Annotated in this window: 20 protein-coding genes; 9 read left to right on the top strand and 11 right to left on the bottom strand. The window is 69.5% G+C overall.

The genetic code is table 11. The annotated features are described in order from the left end of the window. Positions 1–12: 12 nt before the first annotated feature. Genes QTI17_RS23445 through QTI17_RS23435 form a run of 3 tightly spaced genes read left to right on the top strand, consistent with a single transcriptional unit; the run spans position 13 to position 3,175 of the window. Positions 13–1,107, top strand: a complete 1,095-nt coding sequence (locus QTI17_RS23445) for a Rieske 2Fe-2S domain-containing protein (protein WP_286536002.1) — start codon at positions 13–15, stop codon at positions 1,105–1,107. Next, the gene (locus QTI17_RS23440) at positions 1,104–2,069 is read left to right on the top strand and encodes a PDR/VanB family oxidoreductase (protein ID WP_286536001.1); all 966 of its coding nucleotides are present in this window, start codon (positions 1,104–1,106) and stop codon (positions 2,067–2,069) included. The genes QTI17_RS23445 and QTI17_RS23440 overlap by 4 nt, the downstream gene beginning before the upstream one ends. A 23-nt stretch (positions 2,070–2,092) precedes the next feature. Further along, a complete protein-coding gene (locus QTI17_RS23435) occupies positions 2,093–3,175 on the top strand; it encodes a protein kinase family protein (protein ID WP_286536000.1) in 1,083 nt (360 codons plus the stop codon). Here QTI17_RS23435 and QTI17_RS23430 read toward each other — a convergent pair. The 4 genes from QTI17_RS23430 to QTI17_RS23415 all read right to left on the bottom strand — a co-directional run bounded on the left by QTI17_RS23430 (position 3,172) and on the right by QTI17_RS23415 (position 6,105). Continuing rightward, positions 3,172–3,651, bottom strand: coding sequence for a VOC family protein (locus QTI17_RS23430; RefSeq protein ID WP_286535996.1), 480 nt, complete (start codon positions 3,649–3,651; stop codon positions 3,172–3,174). The genes QTI17_RS23435 and QTI17_RS23430 overlap by 4 nt on opposite strands. A 97-nt stretch (positions 3,652–3,748) precedes the next feature. After that, a complete protein-coding gene (locus QTI17_RS23425; protein ID WP_286535994.1) occupies positions 3,749–4,768 on the bottom strand; it encodes a methyltransferase in 1,020 nt (339 codons plus the stop codon). A gap of 74 nt (positions 4,769–4,842) precedes the next feature. Further along, entirely contained in the window at positions 4,843–5,631 is a 789-nt protein-coding gene (locus QTI17_RS23420; protein ID WP_286535991.1) for a DUF899 domain-containing protein, read from the bottom strand. A 117-nt stretch (positions 5,632–5,748) separates the two neighbouring features. Continuing rightward, positions 5,749–6,105 carry a hypothetical protein gene (locus tag QTI17_RS23415; RefSeq protein ID WP_286535990.1) on the bottom strand — a complete coding sequence of 119 codons (357 nt, stop codon included), beginning with the start codon at positions 6,103–6,105 and terminating at the stop codon, positions 5,749–5,751. Positions 6,106–6,235: 130 nt separating this feature from the next. Between QTI17_RS23415 and zwf the strand changes: the two genes are divergently transcribed. From zwf to QTI17_RS23400, 3 genes are all read left to right on the top strand, one after another. Continuing rightward, positions 6,236–7,702: a glucose-6-phosphate dehydrogenase gene (zwf, locus tag QTI17_RS23410; protein ID WP_286535989.1), complete on the top strand. Its 1,467-nt coding sequence runs from the start codon at positions 6,236–6,238 to the stop codon at positions 7,700–7,702. Between the two features lie 108 nt (positions 7,703–7,810). Further along, positions 7,811–8,122: a hypothetical protein gene (locus QTI17_RS23405; RefSeq protein WP_286535987.1), complete on the top strand. Its 312-nt coding sequence runs from the start codon at positions 7,811–7,813 to the stop codon at positions 8,120–8,122. A 268-nt stretch (positions 8,123–8,390) separates the two neighbouring features. Then, a complete protein-coding gene (locus tag QTI17_RS23400) occupies positions 8,391–9,077 on the top strand; it encodes a hypothetical protein (protein ID WP_286535986.1) in 687 nt (228 codons plus the stop codon). A gap of 154 nt (positions 9,078–9,231) precedes the next feature. On the opposite strand, the gene QTI17_RS23395 is transcribed toward QTI17_RS23400, so the two are convergent. From QTI17_RS23395 to trkA, 4 genes are all read right to left on the bottom strand, one after another. Further along, positions 9,232–9,468 (bottom strand): hypothetical protein, encoded by a 237-nt coding sequence (locus tag QTI17_RS23395; protein ID WP_286535984.1) that lies wholly within the window; start codon positions 9,466–9,468, stop codon positions 9,232–9,234. 28 nt (positions 9,469–9,496) lie between these two features. Continuing rightward, complete coding sequence (locus QTI17_RS23390; protein WP_286535982.1) at positions 9,497–9,895, bottom strand: hypothetical protein; 399 nt, start codon at positions 9,893–9,895, stop codon at positions 9,497–9,499. A 127-nt stretch (positions 9,896–10,022) separates the two neighbouring features. Beyond that, positions 10,023–11,489 (bottom strand): TrkH family potassium uptake protein, encoded by a 1,467-nt coding sequence (locus QTI17_RS23385; protein WP_286535981.1) that lies wholly within the window; start codon positions 11,487–11,489, stop codon positions 10,023–10,025. An 18-nt stretch (positions 11,490–11,507) separates the two neighbouring features. After that, positions 11,508–12,974 carry a Trk system potassium transporter TrkA gene (gene trkA / locus QTI17_RS23380; RefSeq protein ID WP_286535979.1) on the bottom strand — a complete coding sequence of 489 codons (1,467 nt, stop codon included), beginning with the start codon at positions 12,972–12,974 and terminating at the stop codon, positions 11,508–11,510. A gap of 50 nt (positions 12,975–13,024) precedes the next feature. Between trkA and QTI17_RS23375 the strand changes: the two genes are divergently transcribed. Genes QTI17_RS23375 through QTI17_RS23365 form a run of 3 tightly spaced genes read left to right on the top strand, consistent with a single transcriptional unit; the run spans position 13,025 to position 14,567 of the window. Then, positions 13,025–13,276 carry a hypothetical protein gene (locus QTI17_RS23375; protein WP_503011094.1) on the top strand — a complete coding sequence of 84 codons (252 nt, stop codon included), beginning with the start codon at positions 13,025–13,027 and terminating at the stop codon, positions 13,274–13,276. Then, on the top strand, positions 13,273–13,656 hold the full coding sequence (locus QTI17_RS23370; protein WP_286535978.1) for a hypothetical protein: 384 nt from the start codon (positions 13,273–13,275) through the stop codon (positions 13,654–13,656). Before QTI17_RS23375 ends, QTI17_RS23370 begins: the two co-directional genes overlap by 4 nt. Before the next feature lie 29 nt (positions 13,657–13,685). Further along, on the top strand, positions 13,686–14,567 hold the full coding sequence (locus tag QTI17_RS23365; RefSeq protein WP_286535976.1) for a LysR family transcriptional regulator: 882 nt from the start codon (positions 13,686–13,688) through the stop codon (positions 14,565–14,567). A 10-nt stretch (positions 14,568–14,577) separates the two neighbouring features. On the opposite strand, the gene QTI17_RS23360 is transcribed toward QTI17_RS23365, so the two are convergent. Genes QTI17_RS23360 through QTI17_RS23350 form a run of 3 tightly spaced genes read right to left on the bottom strand, consistent with a single transcriptional unit; the run spans position 14,578 to position 17,204 of the window. Beyond that, positions 14,578–15,570, bottom strand: coding sequence for a tripartite tricarboxylate transporter substrate binding protein (locus QTI17_RS23360; RefSeq protein ID WP_286535975.1), 993 nt, complete (start codon positions 15,568–15,570; stop codon positions 14,578–14,580). Further along, the gene (locus QTI17_RS23355; RefSeq protein WP_286535974.1) at positions 15,560–16,402 is read right to left on the bottom strand and encodes an amidohydrolase family protein; all 843 of its coding nucleotides are present in this window, start codon (positions 16,400–16,402) and stop codon (positions 15,560–15,562) included. Before QTI17_RS23355 ends, QTI17_RS23360 begins: the two co-directional genes overlap by 11 nt. Beyond that, positions 16,395–17,204 (bottom strand): isocitrate lyase/PEP mutase family protein, encoded by an 810-nt coding sequence (locus QTI17_RS23350; protein ID WP_353506725.1) that lies wholly within the window; start codon positions 17,202–17,204, stop codon positions 16,395–16,397. Before QTI17_RS23350 ends, QTI17_RS23355 begins: the two co-directional genes overlap by 8 nt. Positions 17,205–17,239: the final 35 nt, after the last annotated feature.

Raw genomic sequence — 17,239 nt, 5'->3', positions numbered from 1 at the left:
CAGGAGATTTGCATGAACCCCGCCTCCATCCCGATCGGCAGCATCCGCAAGAGCGGCGCTGCCGCCCGTTTTCCGCTCGACCGCTGGTACGTCGCCGGCTTCTCGTCGGAGCTCCAGGACCAGCCGATCGGCCGCACCTTCCTGAACCAGAAGGTGGTGCTGTTTCGCACCGGCAGCGGCGAGATCGCCGCGCTCGAAGACCGCTGCTGCCATCGCTCGCTGCCGCTGTCGTGCGGCACGGTGGAAGCCGACGGCGTGCGCTGCGGCTACCACGGCCTGCTGTATGCGCCCAGCGGACAGTGCCTCGAGATCCCCGGGCAGGAGCGCATTCCGTCCAAGGCCAGGGTGAGGTCCTACCGGGTGGTCGAGAAGGACCGGATCGTCTGGATCTGGATGCCACGGGACGAAGACTCGGCCCCGGCCGTGGAGCCGCCCGACTACCCCCACCATGACGATCCGCGCTACAAGTTCGGCAGCGGCATGTACCACTACAAGGCGCCCTGGCAGCTGATCCACGACAACCTGCTCGACCTGAGCCACCTGGGGTACGTCCACCTCAAGACCATCGGCGGCAATGCGCGGCTGCACATGAACGCGCCGATGAAGGTGACGCAGGACGGCGACACGGTCAAGGTGGTCCGCCTGATGCCCGGCTCGACGCCACCCCCCACCTACCGCGCCGCCTGGCCCTTCGGCGACACCTGCGACCGCTGGCAGGAGATCGAGTTCCACGTGTCGCACCTGGCGATCTGGACCGGGGCCATGGAGCCCGGATCGGGCGCCATCGACGATCCGCGGCGGGGCGGGTTCCACATGCGCGGCTTCCACGGCATCACGCCGGAGACCGAAGACACCTGCCACTACTTCTGGAGCATGGCCAGCAACAAGCACCCCGACATGCCCGAGAACATCGACACGGTGGTCGAGCAGACCGCCTACACCTTCGACGAAGACCGGGTGGTCATCGAAGACCAGTACCGCAACATCGCCGATTTCGGCGATCGCAATTCGTGGATGGACATCCACGTGGATGCCGGCGCCAACCGGGCCCGCCGCATCGTGGAGCGGCTGCTGGCGGACGTCCGGCCCGAGGAGGTGGCCGGATGACGACCGCGACGCTCAGGGTCCGGGTGAGCGCCAGGCGCGAAGAAGCCAGGGACATCGCGAGCTTCGAGCTGGTCGCGGCCGACGGGCGGGCGCTGCCCGCCTTCTCGGCCGGCGCGCACATCGACGTCAAGGTGGGGGACGGACTGGTGCGCCAGTATTCGCTCTGCAACGATTCGTCCGAGACCCACCGCTACCTGATCGCGGTGCTGAAGGACTCGGCGACGCGCGGCGGCTCGAAGGCGATGCACGAGCGTGTGCGGGTCGGCGACGAGCTCGAGATCAGCGCGCCACGGAATCACTTTGCGCTGGCGCACGAGGCTCGCCGCAGCGTCCTGCTCGCGGGAGGCATCGGGGTGACGCCGATCCTCTGCATGGCCGAACGGCTGGCGGCGGCGAGCGCCGATTTCGAGCTGCACCATTGCACCCGCTCGCCGGAGCGCACCGCGTTCCGCGAACGGATCGCCGATGGCCGGTTCGGGTCTCGCGTCCACCATCATTTCGACGACGGCCCGCCAGAGCAGAAGCTCGACCTGGCGGCCTTCGTCGCGCGCCAGGAGGGCGACACCCACCTGTATGTCTGCGGGCCGAAGGGCTTCATGGACGCCGTATTGAACGAGGCGCGCTCGCAGGGCTGGCCCGAGACGCGGCTCCACTACGAGTTCTTCGCTGCCGGCCCGGTCGACCGCGCGAACGACCACGGCTTCGAGGTGCAGGTCGCCAGTTCGGGCCAGGTGGTGGCGGTGGCGAAGGACGAGACCGTGGTGCAGGCGCTGGGCAGGATCGGCATCGAGGTCCCGACCTCGTGCGAGCAGGGGGTCTGCGGCACCTGCATCACGCGCGTGCTCGAAGGCGTTCCGGATCACAAGGACGTCTACTTCACGGCCGACGAGCAGGCCGCCAACGACCAGTTCACGCCGTGCTGCTCGCGCTCGAGGTCGCAGCGGCTGGTGCTGGATCTCTGAGCACGCGCGTCAGGGCTGCGAGCATGGCATCACAATCCGGCATGACGAATCCCGCGCTGCCCAAGGTCGCCGAGCCCGCCTGCCTCACCGAGGCGCTGCGACAGAGCGGCGCGCTCCCTGCGGGCCGCGTGGCCGAGGTGTTGATCGAAGCATCGTTCGCGACCGTGCTGTCCCACATCTTCAGGTTGCGCCTCGCCTATGCCGGGCCGGCTGACGGCGCGCCTGCCACACTGATCCTGAAGGCGGGCCTGGCGGACCGTCCCGGCGGACCTTGGCCGGGCGGTGGCCATGAGGTCGCTTTCTACAGGGACCTGCTGCCGGCGATGCCCGCGGGCATCGTGCCGCGCTGCTTCGACGCCGGATGGGATGCCGACTCAGGCACCTGGCATCTGCTGCTCGAAGATCTGACCGAATCGCACTTCATCGCGACGCGCTGGCCCTTGCCGCCGAGCTTCGCGCAGTGCGAGGCCATCGTGCGCACGCGAGCCCGATGCCAGGCCGCGTGGTGGGACGACCCGCGGCTCGGCGTGTCGATCGGCGCCTGGCAGGATGCGAGCGCCGCCGACGAGGCAACGGCCCATCTCGCGGCGCAGTTCGCGCGTTTCGCCGATGACCTGGGCGACCGGCTTTCCGCTGATCGGCGCGCGCTGTACGAACGCCTGTTCGACGCCGCGCCGCGCCTGGCCGCACGCTACCGGACGCACCGCCACATGACGATCGTCCAGGGCGACGCCCACGTGTGGAACTGCTTCCTGCCGCGCGACGGCGCGCTGGATGGCGGCCGCCTGTTCGACTGGGATTCGTGGCGCGTCGACATGGGGTCGGACGACCTGGCCTGCATGATGGCCTTGCAGTGGTATCCCGATCTGCGGCAACGATTCGAGATGCGCCTGCTTGACAGCTTCCATGACGAACTGAAGGCGCGCGGCGTGCAGGGCTACGACCTTCGCGCCTTGTGCGACGACTATCGGCTGTCCGTGCTCTGGCTGATCGCCACGCCGGTCTGGCAGCATGCGAACGGCATCCCGCCGGTGATCTGGTGGAACAACTTCGAGCGTGCGCACCTGGCCGCCGAGGACCTCGGCTGCCTCGAACTGCTGGGCTAGCCGCGCCGTGCCGCCTCGATCGCCGCGATGTCGATCTTGTCCATCGTCATCATCGCGTCGAACGCGCGCTTGGCTGCCGCGCGGTCCGGGTCGGCCAGCGCCTCGGTGAGCGCGCGCGGCGTGATCTGCCACGACAAGCCCCAGCGGTCCTTGCACCAGCCGCACTCGCTGGCCTGGCCGCCGTTGCCGATGATCGCATTCCACAGCCGGTCGGTCTCGGCCTGGTCGTCGGTCGCGATCTGGAACGAGAAGGCTTCGCTGTGCTTGAACGCCGGGCCGCCGTTCAGGCCGAGGCAGGGGATGCCGACAACGGTGAACTCGACCGTCAGCACATCGCCTTCCTTGCCCGCCGGATAGTCCCCCGGCGCACGAAAGATGGTGCCTACGGCACTGTCCGGGAAGGTGGCGGCATAGAACTTCGCGGCGTCCACGGCGGTGCCGTCGTACCACAGGCAGAGGGTGTTCTTGGGGGTCATGTCGGGTCTCCTGGAGTGTTGAACATCCGGCATCGGCCGAGCTCGCATTGTCGGATCGGTCCGATGCCGCTGTAGGCGCTCGTTGGCGGAAGCCGCTTCAGGTGTCCGCGGCAACAGCCTCCAGGACGCAGAAGCCGCCGGCATCGAGCACTCGCTCGAGCTGCAGCGCGGCATGCTCGAGCAGTGCGACGAAGTCCTCGCGTGTCCGCTCGCGGCCGCCCGGACCCACCAGCATGTTGAGGTCGGAGAACTTGGCGTCGCGTCCTTCATCGGGCGGTGCGATCACCCGTTCGACGATCAGCACCTTCCCGCCTTCGCCCAGTGCGCGCCGGACCTGCGCGAGGATCCGGATCGCATCCTCGTCTTCCCAGTCGTGGATCACAGCGCGCAGTACATAGGCATCGGCGCCTTCGGGCACGGCCTCGAAGAAGCTGCCCCCGACCGTGCGGCAGCGTTCGGCGACGCCGGCGCGGGCCAGCAATGCGGCGGCGGCCGACACGACGTGTGGCTGGTCGAACAGAACGCCCTGCAGGCCCGGATGCGCGGCGAGGACCGCCGCGATCAGGGCGCCGTTGCCGCCGCCGACGTCCACCAGCATGCGGAAGCGGCCGAAGTCGCAAGTCGCGAGCAGGGCGGCGTTGGCGCGGCGCGAGAGCGTGGTCATCGCGCGGTCGAACACGGCGCTTTCTTCGGGATGGGCGGACCGATAGGCCCAGACGTCAGTGCCGTGGACATGCCGGAAGGCGTTCTCGCCGGTACGCACGCTGTGCAGAAGGCCGGACCAGGCCTGCCAGTAGTAGGGCCGGCCGACGAACGCGGCCCAGCCGGCCACCGAATCCGGCACGTCGCTGCGCAATGGCTGGCCGAGCGCCGCGAGCTCGAAGCGGTGGCCTTCGAGTTCATGCAGCAGGCCCAGGCTCGCCAGCGCGCGCAGCAGGCGATAGAGCGTGGGAGGATGGGTGCCGGTCGCCGCGGCCAGCTCGTCGCTCGTGCGGCGGGTGTCGGCCAGCAGATCGGCGATGCCGAGCGTGGCGGCGACGTGAATCGCCTGAGACACCTGGTAGCCCTCGACCATGCGGCGAAGGGTGTTCGCCGAATCCGGATCCGCATGTGCCACGGGAGCCCCCTGTCGGTTGTGTCCAGCGGGTCATTCTGGGCGCGAAAGGCGCCGGCTGCCACGTCTTTCGACGGCTACGTCCTCGGCTGCCCGTCGCGGAACGCCGCCTCCCCGGCCTCCGACACCTCGACCCAGCGCTGGTCGGGCGCCGCGTCCGCGGCGTAGTTGTCGTGCCAGTTCCACCACTTGTAGGGTGCCGTCTGGGGATAGCCTTCGGGCGAGTCCTCCCACGACTCCTGCCGGCCCAGCGGCGTGATGTCGAGGTAGTTCCAGGTGCCTCCCATCTGCTCGTCGCCGCGGCTCTGGATGTAGTAGGTCCGGAAGACGCGGTCGCCGTCGCGCAGGAACACGTTGGTGCCGTGCCATTCGTCGACACCGAAGTCGGCGTCGAAGCGGTCGGTGAGGGTGAACCACGGCATCTTCCAGTCCATCCGCGCCTTGAGTCGCGCGATGTCCGCCTGGGGCGCCCGGGAGACGAACACCAGCGTGGTGTCGCGGGCGTTCAGGTGCGCCAGGTGGGCGACCTGGTCGGCCACCATCGAGCAGCCCCTGCAGGCCTGGTCGGGCCAGCCGAACACGCCCGGCTCGAAGAAGGCGCGGTAGACGATCAACTGGCGCCGGCCGTCGAACAGGTCGAGCAGGCTGAGCCTGCCCGCGGGTCCTTCGAAGGCATAGCCCGTGTCGACCGCCATCCAGGGCATTCGCCGGCGCTCGGCTGCCAGGGCGTCGCGAGCGCGGGTCTGGGCCTTCTCTTTCACGAGCAGCTGCGCCCGGGCCGCCTCCCAGGCCTGCGGCGACACGATCGGTGGCCGCTGCATGGCGGGCCGTGGGCCCTTGCGTTCGTTCTCGGTGGTTGTCGCCATGGGTGTCGTCTCCTGGTGGCCCGCTGCGCACCATGCGCATGCGGTTCGGGGACAGTCTGGCACCGGAGGGCGAACACGGGGAGTAACAAGTGTGGCGGGGTTCCCGCTTGCGGATCCCTACAACCGGGTCCCGAGGTCCTGTCGCCGGCGGTTGGCCCAGAGATTGACCAGCGCGTCGAGCTCCGTCGCGTAGATGCCCCGCTGAGGCAGGCCCGGGGTGCCGTCGTCCTGGGGCTTGCTGCGCAGGGACGCGTGCCAGAAACCATCCGAGAGCTGTCGGTACTGGCCCATGATTTCGCAGCCGAGCGGCGTCGTGAGCGAAAACCCACAGCGGCGGATGAGCATCCCGTCGCTGCGCGATCCTTCCACGCCCTTGGTCGATACGAGCATGTAGACCCCGTCGTCCTGGAGCACGCTTTCTCTCGGGAGCTGGGTCAGGAGCTCTGGCGGCTGGCTTGAATGTGGCTTGTCCATGGCTCCCTGTGTATCGGCCGACCAGAGGCAAGTTGTAGGCGGGATGTCATGAAAAATGTGTAAGTGTTCCGGACCGCTGGCATCAAAATCGCTTGCCTCCCGGCTCGGCAACGAAGCAAGGTGACACGAAATGGCGAAGATCCCTCCCGGCGTCGGTCCGCGTTTCCCTCAGGTGGTGATGCTGGTGGGCGCGACCGGCGACCTGGCCCGGCGCAAGCTGCTGCCGGGCCTGTTTCACCTCTGCAGTTCGGGCTTCATCCCCGGCTGCCGGATCATCGGCGTTTCGCTCGACGAACTCGACACCGAGGGCTTCCGCGCCGCCGCGCGCAGCGCGCTCGACGAATTCGGCAGCCGCAAGGTCCTGCCGGCCGCGTGGGACGCCTTCGCGGGGATCCTCGACTACGTGCCGCTGTCGGGCGGTGCGCAGGCGCTCAAGCAAGCGGTGGAGCGCGCCGAGAGCTCGCTCGGCGCACCTGAATGCCGGCGCCTGCACTACCTGAGCGTGCCGCCGAGCGCAGCCCTGTCGGTGGTGCGCATGCTGGGTGCGGCCGAACTGGTCGAGCGCTCGCACATCGTGATGGAGAAGCCCTTCGGCACCGACCTGGCGAGCGCGGTGATCCTCAACAGGCAATTGCACGAGGTGTTCGACGAGGAGCAGATATTCCGCATCGACCACTTCCTCGGCAAGGAGCCGGCCCAGAACATCCTGGCCTTCCGTTTCGCCAACGGCCTGTTCGAGCCGATCTGGAACCGCAACTTCATCGACCACGTGCAGATCGACGTGCCCGAGACCCTCGGGCTGGGCAAGCGTGCGGGCTTCTACGAGCAGACCGGCGCCTACCGCGACATGGTGGTGACGCACCTGTTCCAGATCCTCGGCTTCATGGCGATGGAGCCGCCCACCGCGCTCGAACCGGCGCCGATCAGCGAGGAGAAGAACAAGGTCTTCCGCAGCATGCTGCCGATCGTGCCGGCGGACGTGGTGCGCGGGCAGTACAGCGGCTACCGCCAGGAGGAGGGCGTCGACCCCGACTCCGACACCGAGACCTTCGTCGCGCTCAAGTGCCACATCGACAACTGGCGTTGGGCCGGCGTGCCCTTCTTCCTGCGCACCGGCAAGCGACTGGCCGAGGGCCAGCGCATCATCTCCATCGCCTTTCGCGAACCGCCCAAGAGCATGTTCCCGCCCGGCTCCGGGGTCGGCGCGCAGGGGCCGGACCACCTGACCTTCGACCTGGCCGATGCCTCGAAGATGTCGCTGTCCTTCTACGGCAAGCGGCCCGGGCCGGGCATGCGTCTGGACAAGCTGAGCCTGCAGTTCGCGATGCGCGACACCGGGCTGGTCGGCGAGGTGCTGGAGGCCTACGAGCGCCTGATCCTGGACGCCATGCGCGGCGACCGCACCTTGTTCACGACCGCCGAGGGCATCGAACGCCTGTGGCAGGTGTCGACGTCGCTGCTCGAAACGCCGCCGCCGGTGCGGCTCTACGAACCGGGCTCCTGGGGACCGAAGGCGATCCACCAGCTGATCGCGCCGCACGCCTGGCGGCTGCCTTTCGAGCGGGTCTGGCGGGATCCGAACAAGGCGGGCAGCTGAGGCCGGACCCAGGGGCGGAGGGCGCCTCGTACCCACGACCTGAGTAGGCACACTGGCGCTGGCGGCCGTGGCAACGATACTGGGCCTCTCGGAGAATGGAGGTCGCGTATGGCTCAGCATGCAATCACGGCGGTCCACTACGCGGGCGACAAGATCGACCTCGTGGCGGTTCATCCGGTCCTGGACAAGGAGTTCGGTTCGACCGGGCTGGCGCTGGGAGCGGCGCAGCGGATCAGCGTCGGCGAATGCGCCGACCTGCTGGCGGCCGGCGAGGAGGTCTGCCTCGCGCGGCGGACCGAAAACCACGCCTGGGAGATCGTTTGCGATGTCGAACTGCTGCCCGGCCGGCGCGAGATCACCGGCGTCGACATCGTGAATCGGCCCAACGACGCCTTGCGGAGCATGCCCAGCTGGGGATAGCGGCAATCGTTGCGCCTGCGCGACAGACTGCGTGTTCGGTTTCGAGGGCCTGGCGACCCCATTCGCCCATCTCACGGCTGGCAGACGCCGTTGACTCACGCTTTTGCCGGTCTTGCCTCGTCGCGCCGAAGGCACGCGCGTGCTTGACCTGAGCCGAGTCTGACCATAAAAATGTGATAAACGTATAAGTATGTAACTTTCCGCGGGCGCTCCAGGACCCGCACCAGGAGGGCCCATGAGGAAAATCGCCGGCATCGCTTGCGCTGCCATGCTCTTGAGCGCCTGTTCGACAGGGCCGCAGCGACCGCCTGCCGGCCCCGGCTCGGGCGTGGGCGCGGCCTACGTGCCGATGGTCGAGCCAGGTCCTGCCAGCGGCCCGCCGACGGGCGAGTCCTACGAGGCGCTGGTCGCAAAATGTCAACGCGAGGCGAGCGGCCTGCCGTTCATCAAGACCGAGGACCATGACGCCGCCCTGATCGTGGTCGGTGTCGGCGTGGGTGCCGCGATCGGATGGAACATCGGGCACACGTACTGGGACGATCGCGCGTTCGCCATCCCCCTCGTCGCCGCCGCGTCGCTGCCCATCGCGGGGCTCATGGGCCTCTTTGCCCAGTGGGTGTATTCGCCACAGACGGCTGTCTGGCGCAAGAAGCAGGAGACGCAGGTCGCCAACTGCATGGCCCGCTCCGGCTACAAGAACGTCGACCCCACGGTCCTCGTGACCTGGCTTGCGGTGCCGGCGAGCAGCATGGCGACCCGACCGACCGGGCGCGACACCTTCACCGCGGAAAAACTGGCGAAATCCCGCAACTGCGCGGCCACGCCGATGGCCACGCTGGTCGCCAAGGGACCGGGCTTCGAAGACTATCGCATCGCCTGCACGAACGCGCCCGAGATCGCCATCCATTGCGAGTTCGGCCAGTGCCGGGCCAGCAGCGAGTTCGCCGCCCGATAGGCCGTCCAGTCCGGGCAGTCGGTGCCGGCCCTGAGTCTCCTGGGGCGCGTGCCGAGGGCACCGGGTGGCCCCCTCCGCGAATGTCCCCTGCCTTCGGCGTGCGCCCGCCCCGACCCACGAATGTGCCTTTGCACCGATGCCGCTGAACGGCCGGTCAGACCAGGCGTGCCTGGATCAGAAGGGCCAGGGCGATCAAGGCGCCGATCGTGCCGATCCCCAGCGCGATGCTGCGGGCCTTCCGCCGGGCCGCCCGGCGCCGCCGGTCGCCGATTTCCTCCAGCCGATCGAGCACCGACGCGATCAATGCGTCGTCTTCGTCGGGGTGGGCCAGGCGCTCTTCGACCGCCAGCGCCTGCAGCTTGTCGATCGCTTCCCGTCGTTGATTCGGCATGGTGGCATTCTGAAGCATGCGCCGCTTGCTATCGCGTGACGTAGTACGCGGAGAACTGATCGGAGCTGTGCGCGCAGCGTTGAAACCCGACGCGCAGAAGCCAGCCTTCGAACCTCGGGCTCGCGATGTTCTCGAGGTAGAGCACCCGGGCCTGCAGGCCGTCGCTGCCTTCGAGGAAGCGATCGACCAGCCGCGCGAAGTAGCCTTGGCTTCGGGCGTCTTCCGAGACCTGGATGTGGGCCAGGCAAAGCGCCGGCTCTCCCGGCGTGGAGGCCTTGAACCAGGAATAGCGCATGTACGCCTGCAGCGCCGCGCTCGTGTACCAGCGCGAGACGATGTCTTGCGCCTGGGGGATGCTGGCCTCGAACCGTGCGAGCCATGCGAAATAGAGGTCCAGCTCGGCCTCCAGTTTGGTCGTGCAGTCCATGAGCCCATCGTAGCGGGCGTTGGCGGGCGGGTATTGCGCTGCAGCAACACCGGCGCCCTTGGAAAGCGGTTTCTGGCCTGGGGACTTTCCCCAGCCGAAAATGCCCGCTGGCGTCTCTTTGGCACCCTCACTTGCGCCAGAACGAGGGGGTCAGCAAGGCGATGAAGCTGAGCAGTTCGAGCCGGCCGAGCACCATCGCGAAGGTGCAGACCCAGACCTGGAAATCGGTCAGGACGCTGAAGTTGCCGGCCGGCCCGACGCTGCCGAGCCCGGGGCCCGTGCAGTTCACGCTGGCCAGCACCGCACTGAAGGCGGTGACCGGGTCGAGGTCGCTCAGCACCAGCAGCATGCTCAGCGAGATCGTCGTCACGCCATAGACCAGCATGAAGGCCAGCACCGAGAAGATCACGCGGTGGTCGACCACCATGGCGCCGAGCGTCACCGGCTGCACCGCGCGCGGATGCACAAGGCGCGTCATCTCGCGCCGCGCCTGCTTCACCAGGATCAGCACCCGCACCATCTTGATGCCGCAGCCGGCCGAGCCGGCACTGGTCGCCACGCTCGACAGCAGCAGCATGAAGAGCGGCGCGAACACCGGCCAGGCCAGGTAGTCGACGGTCGCGAAGCCGGTCGTGCTGCCGACGGAGATGGCGTGGAACATGCCGTAGCGCAAGGCATCCACCGGTCCGTAGACGCCCTTGGCCCACAGCACCAGCGCGACCAGCAGGCCGCCGCCGACCAGCGCGGCGAGCGTGCCGCGCAACTCCGGGTCGCGCCAGAAGCCGCGCCAGTGGCCCTTTCGCAAGGCGATGAAATACAGCGCGAAGTTGCAGCTGGCCGCAAGCATGAAGATCACGGCGATGCCGTCGAGCAGCGGCGACGCGAAGTACGCGAAGCTGGTGTCGTGCGAGGAGAGCCCGCCCAGGCTCACGGTCGTGAACATGTGCATCATCGCGTCGATGGCGCTCATGCCGCCGGCCCAGTAGGCGAGGAAACATGCGGCCGAGAAACTCGCGTAGATGCCCCAGAGCCCCTTGGCGGTCTCCTTCACGCGCGGCGTCAGCTTGCTGTCCTTGATCGGGCCGGCCACCTCGGCCTTGAAGAGCTGGCTGCCGCCCACGCCCAGCAGCGGCAGGATGGCCACCGCCAGCACCAGGATCCCCATGCCGCCGAGCCATTGCAGGAAGGTGCGCCAGACGTTGATCGACACCGGCAGCGCGTCCAGCCTGGCGAGCACGGTCGCGCCCGTGGTCGTGAGGCCGGACACCGACTCGAAGTACGCATGTGTGAAGTTGACCGGCCGCCCGACGTCGTGCAGGGCCCACATCATCGGCAGCGTGGCGAACAGCGGCAGCAGAACCCAGGTGAGCGACACCAGGAAGATGCCGTGGCGAGGCTGCAGTTCGCGCTTGTGGCTGCGCAGGCCGCCCCACAAGGCCGCCCCGCAGGCGAACGAGATCGCCGCCGAAAAGGCCCACACATGGCGCAGGCCGTCGGCGTGGGTCCAGGAAATGATCCACGGCACGAACATGCCGAGCGAGAAGAAGGTCAGCAGCGCGCCGAGCACGCGCAGCACCGGGAAGAAGTCGCTCATCGAAAAGGGCCGGTGCCGTCAGAAGAAGGTGGCGCTGACGCGGAACAGCTTTTCCACGTCGCGCACCTGGCGCTTGCGCGGCACGAAGATCACCACATGGTCGTTGCTCTCGATCAGGGTGTCGCCGCGCGCGATGATCACCTGCGCCGGCGTCGGCGGCGCCCCTCCGGCCGGGGCCGCGCCTTCGCCGATCTCGGGCAGGCCGCGCATCACCAGGCCGAACTGCGCGCCCTTGGGCAGCTGGATCTCCGAGATCCTGCGGCCGACCACGCGCGAGGTCTTGCGGTCGCCGCGCGCCACGATCTCCAGTGCCTCGGCCACGCCGCGGCGCAGGCTGTGCACCGCCTGCACGTCGCCCTGCCGGACATAGGCGAGCAGTTCGCCGAGCATGGTCTGCGCGGGCGACAGCGCGATGTCAATCTGCGTGCCGTGCATCAGGTCGGCATAGCTGCGCCGGTTGATCAGCGCCAGAACGCGGCGCGCGCCCAGGCGCTTGGCCAGCAGGCTGGCCATGATGTTGTCCTCGTCGTCGCTGGTGAGCGAGAGGAACAGGTCGATGCCCTCGATGCCTTCGTCTTCCAGCAGGTCTTCGTCGGTGCCGTCGCCGTGCAGCACCAGCACGCTGCTCGGCAGTTCGGCGGCCAGCTGCACGCAGCGCGCGTGGTCGTGCTCCAGGACCTTGATCTGGTAGGGGCGGCCGGTCTCGACCAGCTGCCTGGCGAGCCGCAGCCCGACCCGGCCGCCGCCCGCGATCATGATGCGTTCGACGCCGCGCTGCTTTGCCCGGTCGTCGCGGTGCAGTGCCGACAGCACCAGGGGCAGGTGCTCGCGTGCCGACAGCACGAAGACCTCGTCGCCCGGCTCGATGAGAGTCTGGCCGTCGCAGACGATGAAGCGGTCGGGCTCGTTGTCGAGCCGGCGGTAGATGCCGACGATGCGCATGTCGGCGCCGGGCACGCGCTCGCGCAGCTCGGCGATGCTGTGGCGCACCAGCGGTGCGCCCGCCACCGCGCGCACCGCCACCAGGCAGGCCAGCCCGTTGGCGAACTCGCGCACCTGCAGCGCCTCGGGGTACTCGACCAGCTTGCCGATGTAGCGCGTGAGCGATTCCTCGGGGCAGATCACGCAGTCGACCGCGAAGCCGTCCTTGCCGAGCAACGGGCTGTCTTCCTTGTAGGCGCTGGAGCGCACGCGCGCGATGCGCGTCGGGATGCCGAACACCTGGTAGGCCACCTTGCAGCAGACCAGGTTGGTCTCGTCCTGCGCGGCGCAGGCGATCAGCATGTCGCAATCGCGGGCACCGGCCTCGGCCAGCACGTCGGGCTCGATGCCGCTGCCCACCACGCCGCGCAGCTCGAACCGTTCTTCGAGCTCGCGCAGACGCGCCGCGTCGGTGTCGATGACGGTGATGTCGTTGCTCTCCGACACGAGCGTGCCGGCCACGCTCTCGCCGATCCGGCCGGCGCCGAGGATGATGATTTTCAAGTGATGGTGTCTCCCGGCAGGCTTTATACGCTGGAAGGCGGCGCGTGAGAGTGGCCGCCACCCCGGGGTGGCGGGGATTTGCGGTGTCCGGGATTCGCCGCTGGACTGGTTTAACGAAAGCCTTAACGGACGTGGCACTGGTCGACGCGCGTCGCCTGGACTACTACCATGCCCTCGAGCAGGAGCACGCGAGCCTGGTGCTGGCCGACGATGCCGTCACGGGATTGCGGCAGGCCTTGGCTGGCCAGTTAGCAACCGACGACGAACTGGACCAGGCACTCGGCGCCTCGCTTTCACCGTGAGCATTTCGGTCAACGCCAGAGTCCGCGCGGTTCCGAATTTCCTGGTGTGCCTGAGCGCGGCGCGCGAATTCATGCACGCGCAAGACGCCGAGACGCCGCCTGCGCGCTTCAAGAAGCTGCAGCATGAACTGGCGCGGGCGCGCGAACTCCTGTCTTTCGCCCCGTCGAGCGGGCGCCCCGCGAGGTTTCTCGCTGCCCGGTCCGGCTGGGGGCGCTTCCAGGCCGAGCAGGCCAGGCAGCTGGCCACGGCGCTGGGCATGGCCGATCTGCGGGAATTCATCCTGGCGCGACACATCCTCCTCTACGCGCATTCCGAACGGGAAGTCGTCCTGCTCTCGCTGCGGCGTGAGCGCGAGCTGGGCTACCGCATGGCCGAATGACCCACGCGCCCCCTGCCTAGAATCCCGCGATGGATACCCGCCAGATGCGCTGCATCGTCGCGATCGCCGAATGCGGCAGTCTCACCCGCGCCGCCGAGCGGCTGGGGCTGGCGCAGCCGGCCTTGACGCAGACCCTCAATCGGCTCGAGGGCGAGATCGGCGCGAAGCTGTTCGAGCGCAGCCGGCGCGGGGCGGCGCTGACCGAGGCGGGCCTGGCCATCGTCGACGACCTGCGGGCCGCGCTGGCCCACGGCGATGCGGCCGCCGAACGGGCGCGCGCCATGGGCGCCGGCCGGGCCGGGCGGCTGACCATCGGCTTCGTCACCCATGCGGTCTACGAGGTGCTGCCGCGGGCGCTGCGCCGGCTGCACGTGGAGCATCCGCAGCTGGACGTGGTGCTGCGCGAGATGAGCAACGCCGAGCAGGTCGACGCACTCGAGGGCGGGCGCATCGACCTTGCGCTGCTGCATCCCCCGGTGCCGGTCACGGCCCGGGTGCACGAGCGGCGGCTGGGTGAGGAAGCGATGGTGGTGGCGCTGCCGGCCGACCATGAACTGGCGGCCGACGGCTGCGTGTCGATGGCCGAGATCGCCGCCCACGGGCTGGTGTGGTTCCCGGCCCAGCAGATGCCGCTGCTGCGCACGCTGATGCTCGGTGCCTTCCGCAGCGCGGGCCTCGACCTGCGCGTGCGGCAGGACGCCAACCGCACCCTCACCGTGCTGGCCTGCGTGGCCGCCGGCCTGGGCTGGTCGCTGCTGCCGAGCTCGGTGCGCTCGCTGCAGCACGCCGGCGTGCGCTATGCGCAGGTGCGCGACGGCGCGGCGCTGCCGTCCTTCGAACTGGCGGCGTTGTGGCTGGCGCGTTCGCGGCCGACCTTCGCCGATACCTTCGCCGCCATGCTGGCGGACTGAGGCTCCGAGCTCAATCCATCTGGATCTTGTGCGCCCGCGCCAGCTGGCCCCACTTGGCGATCTCCGCGCGGCGGAAGGCGTCGAGCTCGGCCGGCCCGGCAGCGACCACTTCGGCGCCGGTGGCCTCGAGGCGCTGGCGGATCTCGGGCTCCTTGAGCAGCGCCGAGAACTCCTTGGCCAGCCGATCGACCACCGCCGCCGGGGTGCCCGCGGGCACGAAGACCGCATTCCACTCGTAGACCTCGTAGCCCGGCAGTCCTGATTCGGCCACCGTCGGCAACTGCGGCAGCACCGGCGAGCGCGCCTTGCCCGTGACCGCCAGCGGCCGCAGCTTGCCGGACTGGATGTACGGCAGGCTCGACGCCAGGCTGGCGAAGAACACCGGCACCTGGCCGGCCATCACGTCGGTCAGCGCCGGGCCGCCGCCCTTGTAGGCCACGTGGGTCATGCGCACGCCGGCCATGGCGCTGAACTGCTCGGCCGCCAGGTGCTGGGCCGAGCCGTTGCCGGACGAGGCGTAGTTGATCTCGCCCGGCCTGGCCCGGGCCTGCGCGACCAAGTCCTGCACGCTGCGGATCGGTGCCGCCGGATTCACCACCAGCACGTTGGGCACTTTCACCAGCAGCGACACCGGCGCCAGGTCGCGCAGCGTGTCGAAGGGCATCTTGCTGCGCAGCGCCGGGTTCTGGGCATGGCTGGAGGCATCGAGCATCAGCGTGTAGCCATCGGGCGCGCTCTTGGCCACCAGGTCGCCGCCGATCGCGCCGCCGGCGCCGCCGCGGTTGTCGACCACCACCGGCTGGCCGAGCCGGCTCGACAGGGAGGGCGCGATGATGCGCGCCACCGCGTCGACCGTGCCGCCGGGCGGGTAGGTCACGACCAGCCTGATCGGGCGGCTGGGCCAGCCTTGGGCTTGGGCTGGGGACTGCACCGCCAGCGCTGCGAGCAGCAGGACGGCGCCGGCCCCGGCCAGGCAGCGCCGGCGCGAGATGTCATCGGGCATGAAGGTCTCCCTCTTGTTCGAATTTGAAGAGCCGGGCCGGCGTGTCGACCAGGATCCGCTGCCGGGCGGCGGCGTCGGGCACCCAGTCGGCGAGCGCCGCCTGGGCGGCCGTGTAGTCGACACATTCGCGATGCTCGGTGTGGGGCCAGTCGCTGCCCCACAGCAGGCGCCCGGCGCCGAAGGCGCGCAGCAGCCGCTCGGCGGCCGCGCGGGCCTGCGGCGCCGAGGGCACTGGCCAGTTGCGGTAGGCGGCCGAAAGCTTGACCCAGGTCCGGCCGCCGGCGGCCGCGGCCAGCAGCCAGGCCTGGCCGGCGTCGGCCAGGGCACCGGGGCGGCCGAAATGGTCCACCACCAGCTTGCAGCCGGCATCGAGCACGGGCTGTCCGGCCTGGGCCAGCGCCGGCGAGTCGCGATGCAGCTCGACATGCCAGTCGAGCGCGCGCACGCGCGCGAACAGGCGCTGCCAGGCCGGGCGTGAAAAGTCGGGGATCGGCAGGCCGACCAGGTTCAGCCGGATCCCGCAGATGCCGCCGTCGGCCAGCGCCTGCAGGGCGAGGTCGTCGGCCTCGGGGTCGACCACGGCGACGCCGCGCAGCCGCCGCGGCCGGGCCCGGATCGCATCGAGCAGGAACCGGTTGTCGGTGCCCAGGAAGCTCGGCTGCACCAGCAGCGCATGCGAGACGCCGTGGGCATCGAGCAGGGCGCTGAAGTCGGCCGGCGTGGCGTCGTAGTCCGGCGCGTGGCGGCGCTGGGGCGCCAGCGGCAGCCCGCGCACGAACACGTGGGCGTGGCTGTCGATGGCGGTGACCGCCGCCGGCGCGGCCTCAGGCATAGCGGCGCTCGAGCGCGTCGAACGCGCTCTTGCGCACCAGCGCCTGGCGCTCGGCGAAGGTCGCGACCAGGCCGCTGGATTCGTCGAGCCGGCCGTCCCGCTGCAGCGCCTGCAGCGCCTGCTGCATGCCGTGCACCGCACCCTGCAGCGCGGCATTGGCGTAGAGCACCATGCCGAAGCCCATGGCGCTGAAGTCGCTCGCGGCCAGGGTCGGTGTCTTGCCGCCGATCACCACGTTGACCAGCTGAGGGCAGGCGATCTCGCGCGGGATCCGGCGCAGCGCGTCGAGCGATTCGGGCGCCTCGACGAAGGTCAGATCGGCGCCGGCCTCCGCATAGGCCACGGCACGCGCGATCGCGGCGTCGATGCCCTCCACGGTGGCGGCATCGGTGCGCGCGATCACCAGGAAGTCGGGATGCAGGCGGGCATCGACCGCGGCCCGGACCTTGCCGGCCATCTCCTGCGTCGGCACCAGGGCCTTGCCCTCGAAGTGGCCGCATTTCTTGGGGCTGGCCTGGTCCTCGAGCTGGATCGCGTTGGCGCCGGCGCGCTCGAGCGTGCGCACGCTGTGGCGCACGTTGAGCGCGTTGCCGAAGCCGGTGTCGGCGTCGACGATGATCGGCAGCGCCACCGCGTCGCGGATCGCCGCCGTGTGCTGCGCGATGTCGGCCAGGCCGACGAAGCCGAGGTCGGGCAGGCCGTAGAAGGTGTTGGTCAGGCCGGCGCCGCTCAGGTAGGCGGCTTCGAACCCGAGCTGCTCGATCACGCGCGCCGCCAGCGCGTTGGCGGCGCCCGGCACCATCAGCCCGCGCCGGGCCTCGACCTTGCGGCGCAGCG

The organism is Variovorax sp. J31P179 (assembly GCF_030316985.1).
In the GTDB taxonomy this organism is placed as follows: Bacteria; Pseudomonadota; Gammaproteobacteria; order Burkholderiales; family Burkholderiaceae_C; genus Variovorax; species Variovorax ginsengisoli_B.
This window is presented reverse-complemented; position numbering and strand designations above follow the sequence as displayed.